At 70.6% G+C, this 22353-nt stretch carries 23 protein-coding genes; 11 read left to right on the forward strand and 12 right to left on the reverse strand.

What is annotated here, in order from left to right; genetic code table 11:
- Positions 1-77: 77 nt before the first annotated feature.
- From ABDK56_RS07115 to pepN, 3 genes are read left to right on the forward strand one after another with little or no spacing between them, the layout of a single operon-like run.
- Positions 78-1076, forward strand: coding sequence for a threonine aldolase family protein (locus ABDK56_RS07115; protein ID WP_349807503.1), 999 nt, complete (start codon positions 78-80; stop codon positions 1074-1076).
- Complete coding sequence (locus tag ABDK56_RS07120; RefSeq protein WP_349807504.1) at positions 1073-2014, forward strand: DMT family transporter; 942 nt, start codon at positions 1073-1075, stop codon at positions 2012-2014. The genes ABDK56_RS07115 and ABDK56_RS07120 overlap by 4 nt, the downstream gene beginning before the upstream one ends.
- Before the next feature lie 20 nt (positions 2015-2034).
- Complete coding sequence (gene pepN / locus ABDK56_RS07125; protein WP_349807505.1) at positions 2035-4635, forward strand: aminopeptidase N; 2601 nt, start codon at positions 2035-2037, stop codon at positions 4633-4635.
- Between the two features lie 77 nt (positions 4636-4712).
- Here pepN and ABDK56_RS07130 read toward each other — a convergent pair whose 3' ends face one another.
- Positions 4713-4898 carry a hypothetical protein gene (locus tag ABDK56_RS07130; RefSeq protein WP_349807506.1) on the reverse strand — a complete coding sequence of 62 codons (186 nt, stop codon included), beginning with the start codon at positions 4896-4898 and terminating at the stop codon, positions 4713-4715.
- 132 nt (positions 4899-5030) lie between these two features.
- On the opposite strand from ABDK56_RS07130, the gene ABDK56_RS07135 reads away from it, so the two are divergent.
- Positions 5031-5264 carry a hypothetical protein gene (locus tag ABDK56_RS07135; RefSeq protein ID WP_349807507.1) on the forward strand — a complete coding sequence of 78 codons (234 nt, stop codon included), beginning with the start codon at positions 5031-5033 and terminating at the stop codon, positions 5262-5264.
- Positions 5265-5346: 82 nt separating this feature from the next.
- Here ABDK56_RS07135 and ABDK56_RS07140 read toward each other — a convergent pair whose 3' ends face one another.
- The 5 genes from ABDK56_RS07140 to ABDK56_RS07160 form a co-directional block, all read right to left on the reverse strand.
- On the reverse strand, positions 5347-5658 hold the full coding sequence (locus tag ABDK56_RS07140) for a hypothetical protein (protein ID WP_349807508.1): 312 nt from the start codon (positions 5656-5658) through the stop codon (positions 5347-5349).
- A gap of 115 nt (positions 5659-5773) precedes the next feature.
- Positions 5774-6358 carry an ABC-type transport auxiliary lipoprotein family protein gene (locus ABDK56_RS07145; RefSeq protein ID WP_349807509.1) on the reverse strand — a complete coding sequence of 195 codons (585 nt, stop codon included), beginning with the start codon at positions 6356-6358 and terminating at the stop codon, positions 5774-5776.
- Positions 6358-7311, reverse strand: coding sequence for an MlaD family protein (locus ABDK56_RS07150; protein ID WP_349807510.1), 954 nt, complete (start codon positions 7309-7311; stop codon positions 6358-6360). Before ABDK56_RS07150 ends, ABDK56_RS07145 begins: the two co-directional genes overlap by 1 nt.
- On the reverse strand, positions 7311-8093 hold the full coding sequence (locus tag ABDK56_RS07155; RefSeq protein ID WP_349807799.1) for an ABC transporter ATP-binding protein: 783 nt from the start codon (positions 8091-8093) through the stop codon (positions 7311-7313). Before ABDK56_RS07155 ends, ABDK56_RS07150 begins: the two co-directional genes overlap by 1 nt.
- Before the next feature lie 89 nt (positions 8094-8182).
- Positions 8183-9283, reverse strand: coding sequence for an ABC transporter permease (locus ABDK56_RS07160; RefSeq protein ID WP_349807511.1), 1101 nt, complete (start codon positions 9281-9283; stop codon positions 8183-8185).
- Between the two features lie 79 nt (positions 9284-9362).
- Here ABDK56_RS07160 and ABDK56_RS07165 point away from each other — a divergent pair, with 79 nt between their 5' ends.
- From ABDK56_RS07165 to ABDK56_RS07175, 3 genes are read left to right on the forward strand one after another with little or no spacing between them, the layout of a single operon-like run.
- Positions 9363-10109: a CDP-alcohol phosphatidyltransferase family protein gene (locus ABDK56_RS07165; protein ID WP_349807513.1), complete on the forward strand. Its 747-nt coding sequence runs from the start codon at positions 9363-9365 to the stop codon at positions 10107-10109.
- Positions 10106-10867, forward strand: coding sequence for an NTP transferase domain-containing protein (locus tag ABDK56_RS07170; protein WP_349807514.1), 762 nt, complete (start codon positions 10106-10108; stop codon positions 10865-10867). The genes ABDK56_RS07165 and ABDK56_RS07170 overlap by 4 nt, the downstream gene beginning before the upstream one ends.
- Positions 10864-11544 (forward strand): HAD family hydrolase, encoded by a 681-nt coding sequence (locus ABDK56_RS07175; protein ID WP_349807515.1) that lies wholly within the window; start codon positions 10864-10866, stop codon positions 11542-11544. Before ABDK56_RS07170 ends, ABDK56_RS07175 begins: the two co-directional genes overlap by 4 nt.
- Here the strand turns inward: ABDK56_RS07175 and ABDK56_RS07180 are convergent.
- From ABDK56_RS07180 to lgt, 6 genes are all read right to left on the reverse strand, one after another.
- Positions 11511-12005: a J domain-containing protein gene (locus tag ABDK56_RS07180; RefSeq protein ID WP_349807517.1), complete on the reverse strand. Its 495-nt coding sequence runs from the start codon at positions 12003-12005 to the stop codon at positions 11511-11513. The genes ABDK56_RS07175 and ABDK56_RS07180 overlap by 34 nt on opposite strands.
- A 67-nt stretch (positions 12006-12072) precedes the next feature.
- Positions 12073-13392, reverse strand: a complete 1320-nt coding sequence (locus ABDK56_RS07185) for a cystathionine gamma-synthase family protein (protein WP_349807518.1) — start codon at positions 13390-13392, stop codon at positions 12073-12075.
- 121 nt (positions 13393-13513) lie between these two features.
- Positions 13514-14296: a peptidoglycan editing factor PgeF gene (gene pgeF / locus ABDK56_RS07190; protein ID WP_349807519.1), complete on the reverse strand. Its 783-nt coding sequence runs from the start codon at positions 14294-14296 to the stop codon at positions 13514-13516.
- Positions 14293-14799 carry a GNAT family N-acetyltransferase gene (locus tag ABDK56_RS07195; RefSeq protein WP_349807520.1) on the reverse strand — a complete coding sequence of 169 codons (507 nt, stop codon included), beginning with the start codon at positions 14797-14799 and terminating at the stop codon, positions 14293-14295. Before ABDK56_RS07195 ends, pgeF begins: the two co-directional genes overlap by 4 nt.
- Positions 14796-15776, reverse strand: coding sequence for a class I SAM-dependent methyltransferase (locus tag ABDK56_RS07200; RefSeq protein WP_349807522.1), 981 nt, complete (start codon positions 15774-15776; stop codon positions 14796-14798). Before ABDK56_RS07200 ends, ABDK56_RS07195 begins: the two co-directional genes overlap by 4 nt.
- A gap of 1 nt (position 15777) precedes the next feature.
- Positions 15778-16662: a prolipoprotein diacylglyceryl transferase gene (lgt, locus tag ABDK56_RS07205; RefSeq protein WP_349807523.1), complete on the reverse strand. Its 885-nt coding sequence runs from the start codon at positions 16660-16662 to the stop codon at positions 15778-15780.
- 66 nt (positions 16663-16728) lie between these two features.
- Here lgt and ABDK56_RS07210 point away from each other — a divergent pair, with 66 nt between their 5' ends.
- The 4 genes from ABDK56_RS07210 to phbB are packed head-to-tail and all read left to right on the forward strand — an operon-like array spanning position 16729 to position 22251.
- Entirely contained in the window at positions 16729-18390 is a 1662-nt protein-coding gene (locus ABDK56_RS07210) for a class I adenylate-forming enzyme family protein (RefSeq protein WP_349807524.1), read from the forward strand.
- An 8-nt stretch (positions 18391-18398) separates the two neighbouring features.
- Entirely contained in the window at positions 18399-20498 is a 2100-nt protein-coding gene (locus tag ABDK56_RS07215) for a molybdopterin cofactor-binding domain-containing protein (RefSeq protein WP_349807525.1), read from the forward strand.
- Positions 20495-21502 (forward strand): ferrochelatase, encoded by a 1008-nt coding sequence (gene hemH, locus ABDK56_RS07220; RefSeq protein WP_349807526.1) that lies wholly within the window; start codon positions 20495-20497, stop codon positions 21500-21502. Before ABDK56_RS07215 ends, hemH begins: the two co-directional genes overlap by 4 nt.
- 26 nt (positions 21503-21528) lie before the next feature.
- Entirely contained in the window at positions 21529-22251 is a 723-nt protein-coding gene (gene phbB, locus ABDK56_RS07225) for an acetoacetyl-CoA reductase (RefSeq protein ID WP_349807527.1), read from the forward strand.
- Positions 22252-22353 lie beyond the last annotated feature (102 nt).

Raw genomic sequence — 22353 nt, forward strand, 5'->3', positions numbered from 1 at the left:
CTAGGGCGCGCGGCTTGCGCACCCTTCGCCCGCCCGCCCGTTGACGCGCCCGCCGACCGTCGCCATGCGAGGCGGCGATGCGCTTTTTCTCGGACAATGCGGCGTCGGCCCACCCGGCGGTGATCGAGGCGATCGGCGAGGCCAACCGGCCCGACACCGCCTATGACGGCGACGGCTACAGCAGGCGGCTCGATGCCGCCTTCTCGGACCTGTTCGAAACCGAGGTCACCGCGCTGTGGGTGACCACCGGCACCGCCGCCAACTGCCTCGCGCTCGCCAGCCTCGTGCGGCCGGGCGAGGGGGTGCTGTGCCACCACGAGGCGCACATCAACGTCGACGAGGCCGGGGCGCCCGAATTTTATTCGGGGGCGAAGCTGCTGACGGTAGCGGGCGAGGGGGCCAAGCTGACCCCCGCCGCGCTGGCCGAGGCGCGCGCGCGGATCCGGCCCGACGTCCACCAAGTCCAGCCGGCGGCGGTGTCGATCACCAACGCGACCGAATATGGCCGCGCCTACACCCCCGACGAGACCGCCGCGATCGGCGCGTTCGCGAAGGAGCATCGGCTCGGCTTCCACCTCGACGGGGCGCGCTTCGCCAATGCGGTGGTGGCGACCGGGGCGCGGCCCGCCGACCTGACGTGGCGCGCGGGGGTCGACGCGCTGAGTTTCGGTTTCGTCAAGAACGGCGGGCTCAGCGCCGAGGCGCTGGTGCTGTTCCGGCCCGACCTCGCCGACCGCGCCCGGCGGCTGCGCAAGCGGTCGGGGCATCTGCTGTCGAAAGGCCGCTATTTCGCCGCGCAATTGCTGGCGATGGTCGAGGACGACGTCTGGCTGGACAATGCGCGCGCGGCCAACGGCCATGCGGCGGCGCTGGCGGCGGCGTGCGGGGCGCGACTGACCCAGCCGGTCGAGGCGAACGAATTGTTCGTCGCGGTAAGCGCCGAGGAGGCCGCCGCGCTGCGCGGCGCGGGGTTCGAATTCTACGACTGGGCGCCGGGCGAGATCCGGCTGGTGACCGCGTGGGACAGCGACCCCGACCATGTCGCCGCGTTGGCCGGGGCGATCGCGGCGCTGTGAGCGACGACGGGCGCGATCACCCGTTCGACCGGTCGATCGCGATCCCGTTCGCCATCTTCACCCTGATCTGGGGCTCGACCTGGCTGGTGATCAAGGACGGGCTGGGGACGGTCGCGCCGCAATGGTCGGTCGCCTATCGCTTCCTGCTCGCGGGGGGCGGAATGGCGCTGGTCGCGCGCTGGAAGGGTCAGTCGCTCAAGCCGACCCGGAAGCTGCTCGACGCCGCGGTGCCGATCGCGCTGCTCCAGTTCAGCGGCAATTTCAACGCCGTCTACCTCGCCGAACAGCATATCACCTCGGGGCTGGTGGCGACGGTGTTCGCCCTGTTGATGGTGCCCAACAGCCTGCTGGCGTGGGCGGTGCTGGGGCATCGGCCGACGCCGCGCTTCCTCGCCGCCTCGGCGGTCGCGGCGAGCGGGGTGGCGCTGCTGTTCCTGCACGAATGGCGCGAGGCCGGAGTTGAGGACGCGGGCGCGGTCGCGGCCGGGATCGCGTGGACGCTGATCGGCATGACCGCCGCTTCGGGCGCGAACGTTTGGCAGGCGACCAAGCGCGTGAGGAAGCAGCCGCTGCTGGCGATGCTGGCCTGGGCGATGGGCGTCGGCGCGCTGATCGACGTCGTCATCGCGCTGTCGGTCGCGGGGCTGCCGACGCTCGACCCGCGCCCGCAATATTGGGCGGGGGTCGCCTATCTCGCGCTCGCCGCCTCGGTGCTGTGCTTCAGCCTCTATTATCCGGTGGTGCGCAAGATCGGGCCGGGCCGCGCGGCCTATTCTTCGGCGCTGGTGCCGGTGATCGCGATGGCGCTGTCGACGCTATTCGAAAATTATCGCTGGACCCCGCTCGCCGCGTCGGGCGCGGCGCTGGCGATCGCCGGGCTGTTCCTCGCGCTGTGGCAGCGCAGGCCGGAACCCATCGCCGCGCCGGACGCTGGCTGAGCGATACGAAAAGGATCATCATGGACGCCCGTACCAATCCCGAAGCCCCGTCCAGCCCCGCGCACGTCGCCGTCTATCGCAAGGACTATCGCCCGCCCGACTGGTGGGTGCGCGAGGTCGAGCTGAACCTCGCGCTCGACCCGGCGCGGACCGCGGTCACGGCGCGGCTGAAGGTCGAACGGAACGGCGAGCACGGCCGCCCGCTGCGGCTGGCGGGGGACGAGCTTCGCCCGCTGGCGGTGAGGGTCGACGGGACCGACGCGCGATGGACGATGGACGGCGACGACCTGCTGGTCGAGCTGGATACGCCCGAAGCCTGGGTCGAGACCCGGGTCGAGATCGTCCCCGCCGCCAATTCGAAGCTGATGGGGCTGTACGAATCGGGCGGAATCCTGTGCACCCAGTGCGAGAGCGAGGGCTTCCGCCGGATCACCTTCCACCCCGACCGGCCCGACGTGCTGAGCGTCTACCGGGTGCGAATGCGGGCGGACAAGGCGCGCTTCCCGGTGCTGCTCGCCAACGGCAACCCGGTCGCCGCGGGCGAGGGCGAGGACGGCATTCACTGGGCCGAGTGGCACGATCCCTTCCCGAAGCCGTCCTACCTGTTCGCGCTGGTCGCGGGCGACCTCGCCGCCAATCGCGATAGCTTCACGACGATGAGCGGGCGCGCGGTCGAGCTCGGCATCTGGGTGCGCGAAAAGGACTTGCCGCGAACACACCACGCGATGGCCGGCCTCAAGGCGGCGATGCGCTGGGACGAGGAGAATTACGGGCGCGAATACGACCTCGACCGGTTCAACATCGTCGCGGTCGACGACTTCAACTTCGGCGCGATGGAGAACAAGGGCCTCAACATCTTCAACTCGCGTTACGTGCTGGCCGACACCGACACCGCGACCGACGCCGATTTCGACGCGATCGCCGGGGTCGTCGCGCACGAATATTTCCACAACTGGTCGGGCGACCGGGTGACCTGCCGCGACTGGTTCCAGCTCAGCCTCAAGGAAGGCTTCACCGTCTTTCGCGACCAGAGCTTCTCGGCCGACATGACCAGCGAGGCGGTCAAGCGGATCGACGACGTCCGGCTGCTTCGCGCGGTGCAGTTCCCCGAGGATGCCGGCCCGCTCGCCCACCCGGTGCGGCCCGACAGCTATCTCGAGATTGCCAACTTCTACACCGCGACGATCTACAACAAGGGTGCCGAAGTCATCCGCATGATGCGCACGCTGCTTGGGCCCGACGCCTATCGCGCGGGCTGCGACCTCTATTTCGAGCGGCACGACGGCGAGGCGGCGACCTGCGACGATTTCGTGCAGGCGATGGAGGACGCGAGCGGGGCCGACCTCACCCAGTTCCGCCGCTGGTACGAGCAGGCGGGGACACCGCACGTCCGCGCCGCGCTGGTGCGCGACGGCGAGGGCTGGGCGCTCGACCTGTCGCAGGACACCCCGCCGACCCCGGGGCAGCCCGACAAGGCGCCGGTGGTGATCCCGCTGCGCACCGCGGTGCTGGGCGCGACGAGCGGGCGCGAGCTGGTCGCCGAACAGGTGATCGCGCTGACCGAGGCGCACCAGCGGGTGCCGCTCGGCCCGGTCGCCGAGACCCCCTTGCTGTCGATCAACCGCGGCTTTTCGGCGCCGGTCAACGTCAGTGTCGAGCGCGCGGCGGGCGAGCTCGAGAAGCTGGCCGAGGTCGATCCCGACCCGTTCGCGCGGTTCGAGGCGACGCAGGAGCTGATGATGCGCGCGCTGGTTGCCGGGGCGACCGGCGACCACGCCAATGCCGACCCGGCACCGGTGATCGCGGCGATGGGGGCGACGCTTCGCTCGAACGCGCTCGACCCGTCGTTCAAGGGCGAGGCGCTGATCATCCCGTCCGAGGCGCTGATCGGCGACCGGCTCGACATAGTCGATCCCGAGGCGGTGCACGCCTCGCGCGACGCGCTTCGCGCGGCGGTGGGCGCGGCGCTTGCCGACGATCTCGCCGCCGCGCAGGCGCGGGGCGCGGCGGGCGACGACCTGTCGAACGAGGCCAAGGGGCTGCGGCGGCTGCGGACGGTCGCGCTCGGGCTGATCGCGGCGGCCGACCCGGCGCGCGGGGCGGCGCTCGCCAAGGCGCAATATGACGCGGCCGACAATATGACCGACCGGCAGGGCGCGCTGGTGATCCTCGCCGCGCTCGACGGTCCCGAGCGCGAGGCGGCGCTGGCCGATTTCTACGATCGCTATCGCGGCGACACGCTGGTGATCGACAAATGGTTCGCGATCCAGGCGGAGGCGAGCCGCGCCGACACGCTCGACGTGGTCGAACGGCTTCGCGCGCACGGCGATTTCAGCCTGAAGAACCCCAACCGGCTGCGCGCGGTGGCGGGAAGCTTCGCGTCGAACCCGTGGGTGTTCCACGCGCGCGACGGGCGCGGCTACCGGCTGCTGGCCGACCTGGTGGTCGAAAGCGACCGGCTCAACCCGCAGGTCGCCGCGCGGCTGGTCCCGCCGTTCGGGCGCTGGCGCCGCTTCGCCGAGCCGTGGGGCAGCGCGATGCGCGAGGCGCTCGAGACGATCGTGCGCGCGCCGGGCTTGAGCAAGGACGTGTTCGAACAGGCGTCGAAGTCACTCGCGTGAGCGAGTGACCTCGCGTGAGCGAGTGACCTGACCGCGGCCGAGGTGGAAACGGGCGGCGCTTCCGCCGCCCGTTTCGCTTATTTCACGATGTGCGCGCCCTTGGTGCCGCACTTGGCGAACTTGCCCTTGGCGTCCTTGCAGACGACCTTCTTCGCCTTGACGGTCGGGCACTTCACGAACTTGCCATGGTCGCGGCACGGCGCGGCGAAGGCGGGGGTCGCGGTCAGCGACAGGGCGGTGAGGGTAGCGATGAGGATACGCATTCGAGTCTCCCGAGGCTTGGGTGGGCCGAAGCTGCGCGCTTTGTCGTCGTTTGAAAAGAGGGAAGCGGAAGGTTCGGACGTGCGCAGGGAACCGTTGGCGGCATCGCGACTTACCTTCGCCGGAGGTGTCACATGGCCAATTTGCTAGGCGCGCTGATCGGCGCGGCGATCGACCGCGAGGACGGCGACAGCGGGATCAAGGGCGCGATCGTCGGGACGCTTGCCGAGGGCGCGATCAAGGCGGTGCTGCCGATCGCGGCGACCTGGGCGCTCGGCTGGGCGGTCCAATATGGGGTTCGCAAGGGCTGGCACGCGCTGACCGGGGCCGACCCGGTGGGCAGGGACGGGCAACTCAAGACCGCCTGACGCGGTCCTTGCGACGCACAAAAAATGCCCCGCGGGAACCCGCGGGGCATTTCGTTGCCGGGAGCCCTCCGGCGTCGAAGGCTTACTTCTTCGAAGCGTCCTGGGCCTTTTCGGCCGCGTCCTTGGCCGCGTCGCCGGCCTTTTCGGCGGCTTCACCGGCGTTCTTCGCGGCGTCGCCAGCGGCGGCCTTCTCGTCGGCGTTGGTGGCGGTGGCGACATTGTCGGCCGCATTGGCGACGGCATCGGCCGCGTTCGAAGCGTTGTCGGCGGCGTTGGTCGCTTCCATGCTCGCCGCGTTCGCCGCATTGGCGTCGTCGGCGTCGTGCTTCTTGCAGGCGCTGGTGCCCATCAGGGCAATCGCGGCGGCGGCGGCAACCAGAGTGAATTTATTCATGCGTTCCTCCTTTGACGGGTCCGACGAGGGCTTGCGCCGGCACGTCAGCGGCGCCGTGGATGGCGCAAAAATTCGTGTCCGACAAGACGCCATCGATAGAGGGGCGCGGCGCGGTTCAGCCGCCGATCCAGGCGGCGACCTCGGTCGCGACCTGGTTGGCAGCCTGGTTGAGCGCCGGGCCGACGCTGCGCGCGGTCCCGTCGGCGGGAACCCGCGCCTCGAACCGGCGGGTTTCGACGCGGCTGCCGCCCCCCGTCGACAGCGCGCCGTCGTAGCGCACCACGACCGCCCCCGCGCCGGCATCGTAGCCGAACTTGGACAGCGAGCCCGTAAGCCGCAGCCCAGGATCGAGCGACGACTGGCGCGGGTCGAGAACGACGCGGCGGGTAGTGCGGAGCACCGTCTCCTGCACCAGCCGCTGGAACAGCTTGTCGGGGGTTTCGACCCACATCAGGTCCTTGATGTACGATACCGCGGTGCCGCCGGCCTCGGCCGGGACGCGGGTCGTCGCCAGTTCCTTGGGAATCAGCGGATAGTCGATCGTCACTGCCTGCCCGGCAGCGCTGCTGCGCTGCGGCTGGGCGAGCGGCGGGGCGCTGCTGTCGAGGCTCAGCAGCGTCGCCGGCACCTTGGCGCCGCCGAAGCAGCCGCCGAGCATCAGCGCCATCGCGCCCGTCAGGAAGAACCGACCCATCCGCATCACTTCCTCTTTCCTGGATTATAATCGGGCAGCTTGGGCGCGCCCAGCGAGCCGCCGATCCCGTCCTGGTTCAACCGGTCCGAGAAGCCCTTGAGGCTGGTCGTCAGGTCGCGCAGCTGGCGGACCAGCTGGTTGGTCTCGGGAAGCGTCGACTTGGAGAAATTCTGGATCCCCGGGCGCGCGTCCTCGACCGTCTTGTTGAGCGTGTCGGCCGCCTGCTGGACCGAGGCGAGCGTCCGGCGCAGGTCCTCGGCGGCGGGCTTGCCCTGCTCGTTGACCAGCCGATTGGTCGAATCGGCGAGCAGCCCGACCCGCTGCGCCGCGACCCCGGCGTTGCGCGCCGCGATCTGCGCGTCGTGGAGCGCGCTGCCGAGTTCGGGCGCGCGTTCGGCGAGCACCTTGGTGGTCTTGTCGACATTTTCGAGGATGTCGGCGACCGCGTTCTGGTTCTTGTCGCTGAGCAGCTCGGTCAGCCGCTCGGTCAGCCGCTGGATCCGGTCGATCAGCTCGGGCGCGCTGTTGAGCAGCGCGCCGAGTCCGCCCGAGCTCGACGGGATCACCGGGCAGCCCTGCGGCCCCATCGTGTCGATCGGGCCGGCCCCCTTCATCGCCCCGTCGAGCGAGATTTCGCTGACCCCGGTGAAGCCGACGCCGTGGATCTGCGCGGTGGTGCCCTTGAGGACCGGGGTGTCGGCCTTCACGTCGATCCGCACCCACACGAACTCGGGGCGGTCGGGGAGCAGCTTGATCGACTTGATCTCGCCGACCGGGACGCCCGAGAAGCTGACCGTCGAGCCGGTGTTGAGCCCGCCGACGCCCTGGCTGAAATAGATGTCGAAGCAGCGGGTCGCCTTGTTGTTGAGCCCCGCCAGCCACACGACGAAGATCAGCAAGGCCGCCAGCAGCATCAGGACGACGGTGCCCACCAGCACCTGGTTCGAACGCGTTTCCATCAGTCCCCCGGAGGCTTCATGGCCTGCTTCTCTAGACCCGCCGACGCGGCGCGACCACGAGGCCCGTTGAAATATTCCTGGATCCACGGATGGTCCAGCTTGAGCAGTTCGGGAATCGTGCCCACCGCGACCACCGTCTGGTCGCTGAGCACCGCCACCCGGTCACAGATCGCCCACAGCGTATCGAGATCGTGGGTGATGAGGAAGACGGTGAGCGTCAGCCGCTGCTTGAGGTTGGCGATCAGCTCGTCGAACGCCGCCGCGCCGATCGGGTCGAGCCCGGCGGTCGGCTCGTCGAGGAACAAGAGCTCGGGATCGAGCGCGAGCGCCCGCGCAAGGCCCGCGCGCTTGCGCATCCCGCCCGACAGTTCGCTCGGATATTTCGGCCCGGCGTTGGGCGACAGCCCCGACATGGCGATCTTGTAGCCCGCGATCTCGTCGAGCAGCGGTGGCTTGATGAACGGGAAATATTCGCGGATCGGCACTTCGACATTCTCGGCCACGGTGAGCGTCGAGAACAGCGCGCCGTTCTGGAACAGGATTCCCCAGCGGCGGCGGATGTTCTTCGCCTCGAGCTCGTCGCGCCCGACCATATTCTCGCCGAGCACCTCGATCTCGCCCGCCTGCGGCACCTGCAGCCCGATGATCGAGCGCATCAGGACCGATTTGCCGGTGCCCGAGCCGCCGACCACGCCGAGGATCTCGCCGCGGCGCACGTCGAGGTTGAGGTCCTTGTGGATGACCTGGTCGCCGAACGCATTGTCGAGCCCGCGCACGCGGATGACGAGGTCGTCGCCGTCCTCGCCCGCGTAGGGCTTGCCCGCATAGGCCCTGGCCGGCTTGCCGCGCGGCGTGTCGTCGGGCGCGTCGGTCAATTCCACCCCACCGACGAGAAGAACACCGCGAACACCGCGTCGAGCACGATGACGAGGAAGATCGACTGGACCACCGCGTTGGTCGTGCGGGTGCCGACCTCTTCCGAATTGCCCTCGACCAGCATGCCCTGGAAACAGCCGGCGAGCGCGATGATGAAGCCGAAGATCGGCGCCTTGATCAGCCCGACCCACAGGTCGGTCAGCGGGATCACGTCCTGCAGCCGCTGGATATAGGTAAGCGGGGGGATGCCGAGGCTCAGCCAGACGAACACCCCGCCGCCGAGCAGCGACATGATCATCGCGTAGAAGGACAGCAGCGGCATCATCACCACCGCCGCCATCATCCGCGGAATGACCAGCGCCTCGATCGGCGAAACGCCGATCGTGCGCATCGCGTCGACCTCCTCGGTGATCTTCATCGTGCCGAGTTGCGCGGCGAACGAGCTGCCCGATCGCCCGGCCACCATGATCGCGGTCATCAGCGTCGCCAGCTCGCGCACCGTGATCCGCCCGATCAGGTTGATGGTGTACACCTCGGCGCCGAACTGGCGCAGCTGGACCGCGCCCTGCTGGCCGATGACGACGCCGATCAGGAAGGTCATCAGCGCGATGATCCCCAGCGCGCGGACCCCGACGACGTCGAACCGCTGGACGACGGCGTTGAAGCGGAAGCGCTTGGGGCGGCTGACGAAGGCGACCAGCGAGATCAGCGTCGCCCCGAAGAAGCCGATCAGCCCGACCAGCGTGTGCCCGGCCTCGATCACCCACTCGCCCAGTTCGGCCACCGCGCGCAGCGGCGCCGCCGACTGGTCGGGGCGGACCTGCACCGGGTGGTCGGCCTCGGCCACCTGCTCGAGCAGTTCGCGCGCGTCCTCGCTTGCGCCTTCGACGGTGGCGCCGCGATCGCGGATCGCGCGGTGGACGACCCAGGCGCCGACCGTGTCGATCTTGGTCACGCGGCTGAGGTCGATCGTCAGCGGGTCGGGAATTTCGTCGATCTCGCGCTCGGTCGAGGCGGCGCGCGTGATGGTCAGCGTTCCGACGCATTCGTAGACATGCCCGTCGGCTGCCGCGCGCTTCGTCGGTTCAACCCCCATCGCCCTGTTCGTAGAGCGCAAAAGACCCCGCCCGGCAAGGCACTTCCTTGTGCCCGCCAAGGCGGTATAGCCGCTGGCGATGCCCGAACCCGAGCGGCCACCTTTCCCGAGCGAGCGCGACCGCGTGGGCGAGCGCGCCGCCTATGCCGCCGTAAGGCCTCGGGTTGGCGATTTCCTTGCGCTCGGGCTTTGGCGGCGTCCCGCTTTCCTGATCGTCCGTGCCGCGGCTCGCGCCGGGGTGCCGCCGGCGGTCGTGACGCTGGCGGGGGCGGTGGCCGGGTTCGTCGCCTGTCTCCTGTGGCGCGGGGGCTGGTGGTGGGCTGGGATGGTCGCGGCGCTCGTCTATACCCTTCTCGACGCGGTCGATGGGCCGCTCGCCCGGCTGACCGGCCGCGAGAGTCGTGCGGGCGCATTGCTCGATCGCGGGCTGGCGCTGCTGCTGCCGCCGCTGTGGACGTGGGGATGGCTCTCGGGGCTGGCCGCGCGGGGGCATCCGATCGAGCCGTTGCTCGGCTATTCGCTGCTTGTCTCGGTGCTTGCCGGGGGGATCGCCCGGCTGGCGATCGAGCGGCTGTTCCGCCGCCAGTTCGGCTTCGCGATTCATGGCTGGCGCCCGGTCGACACGTCTTTCCGGCTGGTCACCGCCGGGCCGGGACCCGACCTTGCGATCCTCATCGTCGCTTTGCTGTTCGATCGGCCCGACAAGGGTATCCAGTATGTCGCGCTGTGGACGCTCGCCAGCCTCGTGTTCCACGCCGTCCGCCTCGCGCAGGCGAACGAGCGGCGCTTGCGGCGGTCTCGGCTGCGCAGCTGGCTCGATCGATGAGCTGGACCGCGCTGCTGCTCGCCGGATCGCGCCCCGGCGGCGATCCTTTCGCCGAGGCGCAGGGGGTACGGGTCAAGGCGCTGATCCCGATCGGCGGCGCGCCGATGATCGCGCGGCCGCTGCGCGCGCTCGCCGACAGTCCCATGATCGAGCGGGTCGTCGTGCTGACCCAGGACCCGGCCGAGCTCGGCGATGCATTGCCGCGCAGCACCGCGGTCGAGCGTTCGAGCGGAACGATCGCAAGCACGCTCGGCACCCGGCTGAGCGCGCCCGACGCGCGTTTTCCCGTGCTGGTGACGACCGCCGACCATGCGTTGCTGACCCCCGCAATCGTCGCCGACTTCACCGCGCGCGCCGCCGGGGCCGACCTCGCCATCGGCGTCGTTTCGAGGGCGGCGCTCGACCGGGCGATGCCCGAGACCCGGCGGACCTGGCTGCGCTTTCGCGGCGAGGCGCTGACCGGCGCCAATCTGTTCGCCTTCGCGACCCCCGCCGGGCTTCGCGCGGTCGAACTGTGGCGGAGCGTCGAGCAAGATCGCAAGAAGGGCTGGCGGCTTTTGTGGCAGCTCGGGCCCGATGTGCTGCTCGGCGCGCTGCTCCGCCGGCGCACCGGCAAGCAGACCGCCGACGCGATCGGGCGGCGGCTCGGGCTTTCGATCCGGCTGGTCGAACTGGCCGACCCGCTCGCCGCGATCGACGTCGACAAGCCGTCGGACCTCGCGCTGGTCCGGCGTCTCGTGGCAGAGGGGCCCCGATGAGCAGCGCTTCGCCGACCGACCTCGCCATCTACGACATGGACCGCACCGTCACCCGGCGCGCGACCTACACCCCGTTCCTCATCTATTGCGCGGCGCGGCGCGCGCCGTGGCGGCTGGCGCTGGTGCCGTTCGCGGCGCTGTCGATGCTCGCCTATGCCGCGAAGCTGATCGACCGGGGGCGGCTCAAGGAGATCAACCACCGGCTGCTGCTCGGGGCGCTGCGCACCCGCGCCGAGCTTGCCCCGCTGTTGTCGGGGTTCGCCGCGCTCACTGCTCGGACCAACGTGCGGCCCGGCGCGCGCGCGGCGATCGCGCGCGACAAGGCCGAGGGGCGGCGCGTGGTAATGGCGACCGCCAGCTACCGATTCTACGCCGCCGCGATCGCCGAGGCGCTCGGCTTCGACGACTGCATCGGTACCGACACGCTGCTCGGGCTCGACCAGGCGGTTCGCGCGAAGATCGACGGGCAGAATTGCTACGGCCCGGCCAAGCTGGTGATGATCGAGCATTGGCTGGCGCGCGAGGGCGTCTCCCGCGCGCACGTCCGCTTCTATTCGGACCATGTCAGCGACGCGCCGGTGTTCGAATGGGCCGACGAGGCGGTCGCGGTGAACCCCCACGACCGGCTCCGGCGGATGGCGGTTCAGCGCGGCTGGGCGGTCGAGGACTGGGGCTGAGCCGCCGGCCGGGCCGCCGCCTCGGGCTGCGGCGCGCGCGGGGCCGGGGTCGAGTCGGTCGCCGAGGTCAGCTTGAAGGTGATGATCGTCAGGATGGTCGCCAGCCCAAGGCTGACCGCGCGCAGCCGGGCCGAGCTTTTCGGCACCTCGGCCTCGGCGGCGTCGGGGAAGGGCGCCCCCCAGCTCGGCTGGTAGGTCCGCCGCATCGACGGCGAATAGCTCGGGTGGCGCGGGCGCAGCGGGGGCAGGTGTCGCCGCCGGTCGTAGGCCGCGCGTGACACCGGGTCGTGGAGGCAGGCATAGGCCTCGTTGATCGCGCTCGCCTTCGACCCGGCATCCGCCGACGCGTTCACGTCGGGGTGATAGAGGCGCATCAGCTTTCGATAGGCGAGCCGGATTGCCGCGGCGTCGGCGTCGGGGGCGATGCACAGGGTCGCGTAATGATCGGCGGCCACATCCATCGCGCCAGCCTAGGCGGTTCGCCGGGACGGTTCAACGCCCGGCGAAACCGCCCTCAGACGGCGGGACTTAGACGGCGGCCAGGGCGTGCGCGAAGTCGGCGATCAGGTCCTCGGCCTTTTCGACCCCGATCGAGATGCGGACGAGGTTGTCGCTGATGCCGAGCGCGGCGCGGCGCTCGTCGGGGACCGACAAATGGGTCATCGCCGCGGGCGCGCTGGCGAGCGTCTCGGTGCCGCCGAGGCTGACCGCGAGCTTGGCGATGCGCAGCGCGTCGAGGAAGCGGAACGCTTCTGCCTCGCCGCCCTTTAAATAGAGGGAAAAGGTCGAGCCCGCGCCGAGGCAGTGGCGGTCGTAAATGTCGCGCTGCGCGCTGCCCGGCTCGAGGAAGCCGAGATAGCCGACCTTTTCGACCTTGGGATGATCGCGGAGGAAGGCGCAGACCTTTTCGGCATTTTCGCCCGCGCGGCTCATGCGGAGCTCGAGCGTCTCGAGGCTGCGCAGCAGCATCCACGCGGTATTGGGGTCGAGGATCCCGCCCATCGGGTTGCGGATCAGCCGGACCTTGTCGAGCACCGCCTTGTTGCCGACCAGCGCCCCGGCGACGAGGTCGCTGTGTCCGCCGACATATTTGGTGAGGCTGTAGACGCTGATGTCCGCGCCCTGCCGCAGCGGCTTGGCCCACAGCGGGCCGAGGAACGTATTGTCGATCGCGATCGGCGGCAGATCGCCCTCGCCGAAAGCGGCGGCCCGCGCGGCGTGGACCGCCTCGACGTCGACCAGCGCGTTGGTCGGGTTGGCCGGGCTTTCGAGGTAGATCAGCGCGACCTTGCCGCCGCTCGCCGACGCCATCTCCTTCGCTTTCGCCAGCACCGCGTCAAGTTCCTCGCGGCTCGCGCCGGCGGGGAAGTCGACATAGGTCACGCCGAACCGCGCCATGATCTTGTCGATCAGGCTTTCGGAGGCGGAGTAGAGCGGGCCCGAGTGGACGATCACGTCGCCCTGGCTGGCGAGCGCGAGGACCAGCGAGCTGATCGCGGTCATCCCGCTCGAGAAGCTGAGCGCGCTTTCGGCGTCTTCCCAGATCGCCAGCCGGTCCTCGAGGATTTCCTGGTTCGGCCCGTTGAAGCGCGAATAGACGAGGCCCTCGGCGCGCCCGCCGCTGCCCTCGCGCTTGCCGGTGATGCCTTCGAAGAAGCGCTTCCCCTCGGCCGCGGTCTCGAACACGAAGGTCGAGGTGAGGAAGATCGGCGGCTTGAGGCTGCCTTCGCTCAGCGCCGGGTCGAAGCCATGACCCATCATCAGCGTCGAGGGATCGAGCTGGTGGTTGCCAATGAAGCGTTGCGGGTCCTTGGGCTTGCGGGCGTTGCTGATGGGCGCGTCGGTCATGTCGGTCTCCCCGATCCGTCATTCCCAGGGAGGCGGGAACCAGAGGGCGAGAAAGCCGGGGCGTGTCCCGTCCTAACCTCCGCAGGACGCATCTCCGCCGGCTCGCCGGATGCGCGGGCGATTAGCTTCGCGGCGGCGCGATTTCAACGCCGATCATGCTGATCAGGCGGCCATAGGCCGGCTCGCCGCGGTGGGTCGCGCGGCGGAAGCTGTAGAAGCGCGCGTCGTCGGCATAGGTGTCGAGCCCCATCGCCTCGACCCGCCCGATCCCGGCGGCGGCGAGCCGCGCGGCGACATAGGCCTCGAGGTCGAAATGCGGCCGCCCGCGCGGGCCGTCGGTGAAGAAGCGGGCGTTGGCGGCGTCCTCGGCGAGGAACGGTTCGGGAAAGGCGGGATCGATCTCATAGCTCGCGCGCGCGATGGTCGGGCCGATCGCCGCGACGATCCGCCTGGGCTGGGCACCCAGCGCGATCATCGCCGCGATCGTGCGGTCGGTCACCCCGCCGATCGCCCCGCGCCAGCCCGCATGCGCGGCGCCGACGACGCCCGCCTTGCGGTCGGCGAGCAGCACCGGGGCGCAGTCGGCGGTGACGATGCCGAGCAGCACGCCCGGCCGGTCGGTGACCAGCGCGTCGGCCTCGGGCCGGGCCTCGTCGGGCCACGGTTCGGTGAGGGTGACGCAGGTCGGCGAATGGACCTGGTAGACCCCGGCCAGCTTTGCGCCGGGCAGCACTGCCTCGGCCGCGCGGCGGCGGTTTTCGGCGATGGCGGCGGGATCGTCGCCGCTGCCGAGCCCGCAGTTGAGGCTGGCGACCGCGCCGGTCGACACGCCGCCGCGCCGCGTCAGGAAACCGTGCGGGACGGCGGCGAGCGCATGGGCGCGAAGGACCTCGACCCCGCTCACAAAGCGGCCAGCATGATCCGGTCGTCGTCCTCGTGGTTGCCGACCATGAACTTGTAGGCACCGACCTCGACGAAGCCGCGCCTGTCGTAGAAGCGGCGGGCGCGATGGTTGTCGATGTAGACGCTTAGCGCGAGGTGGCCGAAGCCGCGCCGCCGCGCCTCGTCCTTCGCCCACGCCATCAGCGTGTCGGCGATGCCCGCGCCCTTCGCCGCCTCGGCGAGGTAGAGCTGGTGAAGCTCGTAGGTCCCGTCGGGGGCATCGAACGGGAGCTCGTTGGGGCCGAGCTTGGCATAGCCGACCAGCCGCCCCTCCTCGGCGAGGCGGAAGGCGAAGGCGGGGTCGGCGAGCTGCGCCTCGAACGCCTCGGGCGCCTTCTGGCACAGGAAGGCGGCGATATCCTCGTCGGCGTAGAGATGGCCGAAGGTCGCGGCGAAGCTTTCGCAGAACAGCTTGCTGAGCGCCGCGCCGTCACCCGCGCGGCCGTCGCGATACGCCACCGTCATTCGACCCCCGCGACCATCGGCCAGCCGGGTGCGGTCAGCGCCATCACCTTGAACAAGGTCCCCATCTCCTCCTCGGCGCACAGCCGGCGGCGGTCGGCGGCGATCGCTTCGGCGCGGTCCGGATTGCGCGCCGCGAGCGCCATCGCGCGCGGGCCGATGCCGAGCGTTTCGAGCCAGCTGCCCTGCGACACGCAGCGCGACACCGCGACGCCGCTGTCCCTGACGGCGGCGGCGATCGCGGCGAAATCGACATGGCTGGTAAGGTCCTGCTCGCCCGGCCGGTCGAGCGGCAGCGTGTGGACGTGGGCGTGCATCGCCTGGAACGTGTCGCCGACCGCGTTGGGGATCGCATGGCCATAGTCGATCAGGATCGCGACCCCGCCGTTCGCCGCGAGCTTGGCCGCGATCGCGCGCGCCGCCGCCTCGCGCGCCGGGGCGACCTCGCGGATCGCGCCGTCGCGGTCGAAGGCAAGCCGCCCGCCGATCCAGTCGACCCGGCGCGGCTGGTCCCCGACCCATTGCTGCACCGGCAGCGCGTCAAGGAACTCGTTGGCGACGAGCAGCAGCGGCGCGTCGGGCAGGCCGTCGATGTCGTCGTGGAATTGGGCACCGGGCACTGCCGCGGCCTGCGCGGCGCGGAGCACCGGGCTGGTCTCGACGAAATGGACCGCCCCGTCGAAGCCCGCCGCGCGCAGCACCCGCAGCGCGTCGCTCGCCAGCGTGCCGCGGCCGGGCCCGAGCTCGGCATAGACCGCAGCCCCCGGCCTGCCCGCGCGCGCCCACGCGTCGGCGAGCGCGGCGCCGACCAGTTCGCCGAACATCTGGCTGATCTCGGGCGCGGTGGTGAAGTCGCCCTCGGCGCCGAGCGGGTCGCGGGTCGCGTAATAATAGGCGTTGCACGCTTCCATGTAGGCGTCGAGCGGAAGCGGCCCCTCGGCCTTGATCCGCTCGACCAGCGCGGTCTCGAGCGGGGTCACCTCAGGCGACGCTGGCGGTGCCCGCGGTCGGCTCGACCCGCACCCGCCGCCCGTTGGCAGTCACCATCAGGTAGAGGCCGAGCAGGATCATCGGCACCGACAGCCACTGGCCCATGTGGAGGTGGGTGCGCTGGGCGAATTCGACCAGCTGCGAATCGGGTTCGCGGATGAACTCGATCCCGAAGCGGAAGACGCCGTAGAAAAAAACGAACGCCCCGACCAGCTTGCCCGGCTGGTAGCGCGCCTGGGTCTTCCAGAACATCCATGCGAGGATCGAGAACAGCACCACGCCCTCGAGCAGCGCCTCGTAGAGCTGGCTCGGGTGGCGCGGTGGGCCAAGCACGCGGGTGCCGAATGCGGTCATCTCGGGAAAGCGGACCGCCCACGGCACGGTGGTCGGCGCGCCCCACAGCTCGCCGTTGACGAAGTTGGCGAGCCGCCCGAAGCCGAGCCCAAACGGGACGCAGCAGGCGACATAGTCGTGGACCCGAAGCCAGTTGAGCTTGTTCTTCCACGACAGGTAAAGGATCCCGAGCGAGACGCCGATGACCCCGCCGTGGAAGCTCATCCCCCCGTCCCACAGCTTGAAGATCTCGACCGGGTGGCGAAGATATTCGCCGAGGTTGTAGAACAGGACGTAGCCGATCCGCCCGCCGAGGATGACGCCGAGCGCCGAATAGAAGACGAGGTCGTCGCTGTGCCGCTCGGCCATCGGCGCGCCCGGCTGGCGGAGCAGCTTCTTCATGTACCAGTAGCCGACGAAGATCCCGGCGAGATAGGCGAGCGAATACCAGCGCAGGTCGAACCGGCCGATGCTGAACAGGACCGGCGACAGGTGCAGGTCGGTATAGCTGATGTACCCGGCGTAAGGATCGTTCGCTTGCATGGGCTTCCCTCTGGCGTTGCCGCCTCATAGGGTGGCAGGCGACAAAGGCAAAGGAGAGGTTGCCACGTGGGTTCCGAGCTCGATCGCCTGTATGACGAAAGCTTCGCGCGGCTGGTGGGCCCGGGCGGGCGACTGACGCTCGGCAAGGACGGCGAGGGGCGGACGCTCGTCACCAACCTACCCCCCACGTTGCCCGCCTTCTTCAAGACCTTCTGCGCGCTGAACGGCGCGAAGGAAGCGCTGGTCGCGGGGGAGGAGCGGCTGAGCTTCGCCGATCTCGACCGGCTGTCGGACCGGCTGGCGGCAGGGCTCGCGGGGCGCGGGATCGCCAAGGGCGAGCGCGTCGGAATCGCGATGCGCAATTGCCCGAGCTGGATCGTCGCGCACATGGCCATCGTCAAGGCGGGAGCGATCGCGGTGCTGCTCAACGGCTGGTGGCAGGCCGAGGAGCTCGACCATGCGCTCGCGCTGACCGCGCCTGCGCTGGTGCTCGCCGACGCGCCGCGCGCGCTTCGCGTCGCCCAGTCGACCTATGCCGGCGAGGTGGTGACGCTGCCGATCGAAAAGCCGGTCGAGGAGGCGCTCGCCGGGCTGCTGGGCGATGAGGCGGTCGCGCTGCCCGAGGTCACGCCTGACGACGACGCGACGATCCTGTTCACCTCGGGCTCGACCGGCGAGGCGAAGGGGGCGGTGTCGACCCACCGCGCGGTGACGATGGGGGTCTATACCTACGCCGCCTCGATCCTGACGCTGCTCGGCATTCTCGAGGCGACCGGACGCCCCCCGGTCAATCCGCCGCGCACGCTTGTGTCGGTACCGCTGTTCCACGTCACCGGCGAAGTGCCGCTGCTGCTCAACAGCTTCGTCATCGGGCGCGGGATGGTGATCATGCCCAAGTGGGACGCGGGCGAGGCGCTGCGGCTGATCGAGAAGGAGAAGATCACCTATTTCGTCGGGGTGCCGACGATGAGCCTCGAGCTGATGAATCACCCCGACCGCGAGAAATACGACCTGACGACGCTGAACGACATCACCGGCGGCGGGGCGCCCCGCCCGGTCAGCCATGTCGAGCGGTTGCAGAAGAGCTTCCCCACCTCGCAGCCCGCGCTCGGTTACGGGCTGACCGAGACCAACGCGGTCGGGTGCGGCAACTATTGGTCGAACTATGCGGCCAAGCCCAATTCGACCGGGCGCTCGCTGCCGTTCGTCGACGTCGCGATCCTCGGCGAGGGTGACGCGCACCTGCCGGCGGGCGAACGCGGCGAGGTCGGCATCCGCGCGGCGGCCAACATCCGCGGCTACTGGCGCAACGAGGCGGCGACCCGCGCGCTGTTCAGCGCCGACCATTACGTCCGCACCGGCGACATCGGCTTTCTCGACGAGGACGGCTATCTGTTCATCGTCGACCGGAAGAAGGACATCATCATTCGCGGCGGCGAGAATATCGCCGCGGCCGAGGTCGAGGCCGCGCTCTACGCCTGCCCCGATGTCGCCGAGGCGGCGGTGTTCGGCGTGCCCGACGAGCGACTGGGCGAAGTGCCGGTCGCGATCCTCTATCCGCGCGACGGATCGGCGCTCGACGAGGAAAAGCTTCGCGCCTTCCTCGGCGGGCGGCTGGCGGCGTTCAAGATCCCGGCGGTGCTGCGGTTCGAGCCCGCGCCGTTGCCCCGGCTCGGTACCGGCAAGATCGACCGGGTCAGCCTCAAGCTCTCGTTCCTCGCCGGTTGAGGGCGCGGATGCCCGACATCGACCGCCGATCGCTGCTGGTCGGCGGGGGCGCGCTGGCGGGCCTGGTCGTCGCCTACGAGCTGTGGCCGCGCGCGAAACACTCTCCGCTTCGCGCCGCGCGCAAGGGCGAGCGGGTATTCGGCCCCTATCTCAAGGTCGCCGCCGACGGGCGGGTGACCGTCGCTGTGCCGCAGGCCGAGGTCGGGCAGGGAAGCTGGACCGCGCTTGCGCAGGTCGCCGCCGACGAACTCGGCGCCGAGTGGGCCATGGTCGGGGTCGAACCCGCGCCGGTCGCGCCGGGGCGCTATGACAATCGCTTTTTCGGGACGCGGCTGACCGCCGGTTCGACTTCGGTGCGCGCGTTCGACCGGCCGCTCCGCGACGCGGCGGCGGTGGCACGGGCGCTGCTGTTCGAGGCGGCGGCGCGGCGGTGGTCGCTCGATCCGGCCGATTGCGACGCGGTCGGCGGGAAGGTCGTCGCGGGGGGGCGCAGCCTCGGCTTCGGCGAGCTGGTCGAGGAGGCGGCGGCGCTCGGACGACCGGTGCGCCGCCCCGAACGGCGCGCGATCGGGCACGGCGGCATCGCGGGACAGCCGCTGCCGCGGGTCGATGGCGCGGCCAAGGCGAGCGGCGGCTGGCGTTTCGCTGGCGACGTGCGGCTGCCCGACATGGTCTTCGCCTCGGTCCGGCTCGCGCCCCCCGGGGGCAGGCTGGCGGGCTACGACAAGGGCGTGCCGGGGCTCGTCGCCGACCGCGAATGGCTCGCCGCGAGCGGGCCGACCTGGTGGGCGGCCGAGCAGGCGCTGCGCCGCGCCGACCCGCGCTTCACCGGCCCGGTCGACGCCGATTCGCCCGCGATCGACGCGGCGCTGGCGAAGGCGCTGGCAAGCGCGAGGACGGTCCACGAAGTCGGCGACTATGCCGCCGCGACCGCGGGGCGGACCCCGCTCGCCGCCACCTACGCGATCGCCCCCGCGCCGCACCTGGCGCTCGAGACGCCGGCGGCGGTCGCGCGGTTCGGCGGCGGCGGGCTCGAGCTGTGGAGCGGCTGCCTCGCGCCCGACCTAGCCCGCGGCGCGGCAACCGAGGCGGGCGGGATCGAGGCCGCGCGGGTGACGCTCTACCCGGCCCCGAGCGGCGATCTCGGCGGGGGCGCGCTCGACGAGCGCGCGGTGCGGCTGGCGGTGGAGCTGGCCAGGCGGCTCAAGCGCCCGGTCTCGCTGATATTTTCGGCCAACAGCGCGCAAACCCACGATCGCCCGCGCCCGCCGCTGCTGGCGAAGATCGCCGCTCTCGGCGACGAGGGCAACGGCATCGCCAGCTGGCACGCGACGCTCGCCGGCGCGCCGGGGCTCGACGCGGCGCTGGCGCGGATCGAGGGCAAGGCGTCACCCGCGTTCGACCCGCGCGGCGCGGTTCCGCCCTACGCGATACCGGCGCTGCGGATCGACGCCGCGACCGCGAAACTGCCGATCGCGGAAGGCTATCTGGTCGGCGATGTCGAGGCGCTGACGAGCTTCGCGAGCGAGAGCTTCATCGACGAGCTGGCGCGCGCGCGCGGGTCGGACCCGCTCGCCTTCCGGATCAACCTGCTCGGCCAGCAGCCGCGGCTCGCCGCCTGCCTGACGATGGCGGCCGACAAGGGCGGCTGGGACGGGGGTGCGAAGGGCAGCACGATGGGGCTCGCCTGCGCCTCGGGCTTCGACAGCCATGTCGCGCTGCTCGCCGACGCGGCGATGGGCGCCGACGGGCGGCCCATCGTGCGCCGGCTGGTCGCGGCGGTCGATTGCGGACGGATGGTCAACCCGGCGCTCGTCCGGCAGGCGGTCGAAACCGGCCTGCTCCACGCGCTGGTCAACGCGACCGGCCCGGCGCCCGAAGTGATCGCGGGGGTGATCCGCGCGCGCCCGCTCGCCGCGCTCGGGCTCGGGCGGCTTGGCGACGCGCCCAGGGTCGAGGTGCACCTGATCGGCCACGCCGACCTTCCGCCGGGTGGGGTCAGCGGGCTCGGTGCGCTGGTGCTTCCCGCCGCGCTCGGCAATGCGCTCTACGCCGCGACCGGGCGGCGCTTGCGTCGATTGCCGTTCGACCCGAATAGCGGCGCATGATTCGCCCCGCCGACCATCCCGCGATCCGCGCCCCCCGGGTCGGCGTGCTGCTGATCAACCTCGGCACCCCCGACGCGCCCGAGCCGGTGGCGGTGCGGCGTTACCTTAAGCAGTTCCTCACCGACCCGCGGGTGATCGAGATCCCGAAGCTGGTGTGGTGGCCGATCCTCTACGGCATGGTGCTTCGCACCCGCCCGGCGCAGAGCGCGCACGCCTATGCGCAGGTGTGGCGCGAGGACGGCTCGCCGCTCGCCGCGATCACCGCCGCGCAGGCGCGCGCGCTCCAGGCGCGGTTCGGCGAGAGCGTGACGGTCGATCACGCGATGCGCTACGGCCAGCCCGACATCGCCGCGCGGCTGACCGCGATGAAGGCGGCGGGGTGCGAGCGGATCCTGCTCGCGCCGCTCTATCCGCAGTACAGCGCGTCGACCACCGCCACCGCCAACGATGCGGCGTTCACGGTGCTGGCGGGGATGCGCTGGCAGCCCGCGATCCGCACGCTGCCGCCCTATTACGACGATCCGCTCCACGTCGACGCGCTGGCGCGCGACCTCGAGCGGCAGATCGCGGCGCTCGACTTCATCCCCGACCGGCTGCTGCTCAGCTTCCACGGCGTGCCCGAACGGACGCTGCGGCTCGGCGATCCCTATCATTGCCAGTGCCAAAAGACCGCGCGGCTGGTCGCCGCGAAACTGAACACCCCGGTCGCGGTCAGCTTCCAGTCGCGGTTCGGGCGCGCCAAGTGGCTCGAGCCATCGACCGAGGACGTGCTGACCGCGCTTCCGGGCGAAGGGGTCGGCAAGCTGGCGATCGCCGCGCCGGGCTTTTCCGCCGACTGCCTCGAAACGCTCGAGGAGCTCGGGCTTCGCGGCAAGGAGACGTTCGAGGCGGCGGGCGGCACGCATTTCGCGCGGCTCGACTGCCTCAACACATCCGACGAGGGGATGGCGATGCTCGACGCGCTGATCCGCCGCGAACTTGCCGGATGGTGGCCAGCCGCCTAATTCCAACAAAAAACGAGGAGAGAGACATGGCGCGAGTGGCGATCGTTACCGGGGGAACGCGGGGAATCGGCGAGGCGATCAGCGTCGCGCTCAAGGAGGCGGGAATGACCGTCGCCGCCAACTATGCCGGCAACGAACAGCGCGCGAAGGAATTCACCGAGCGCACCGGCATCCCCGCCTACAAGTGGGACGTCGCCGACCACGAGGCGTGCCTCGAGGGCGTCAAGAAGGTCGAGGCCGAGCTCGGCCCGGTCGACGTGCTGGTCAACAATGCCGGCATCACCCGCGACACGACGATGAAGCGGATGGACCATGCCAAGTGGCAGGAGGTGATGGACACCAACCTCGGCGGTTGCTTCAACATGGCCAAGGCGGTGTGGGACGGAATGAGCGAGCGCAAATATGGCCGCGTCGTCAACATCGGCTCGATCAACGGGCAGGCCGGGCAGTACGGCCAGGTCAACTATGCCGCCGCCAAGTCGGGCATCCACGGCTTCACCAAGGCGCTGGCGCAGGAAGGCGCGCGCAGCGGCATCACCGTCAACGCGATCGCGCCGGGCTATATCGACACCGACATGGTCGCCGCGGTGCCCGAGGAAGTGCTCGGCAAGATCGTCGCGAAGATCCCGGTCGGGCGACTCGGGCAGGCGAGCGAGATCGCGCGCGGGGTCGCCTTCCTGGTCGACGAGAATGCGGGGTTCGTGACGGGGTCGACGCTGTCGATCAACGGCGGGCAGCATATGTATTGAGGGCTGTTTGTTCGGCCCCTCAGACGCCGGGCGCGGGGCATCCGCCCCGCTTGGCTTCGGCCCAATCAGGGCCGGCGGCCGTTCGGCCTTGCGACGCTTCGC

It is taken from the genome of Sphingomonas sp. ASV193 (assembly GCF_040203355.1).
GTDB lineage: Bacteria > Pseudomonadota > Alphaproteobacteria > Sphingomonadales > Sphingomonadaceae > Sphingomicrobium.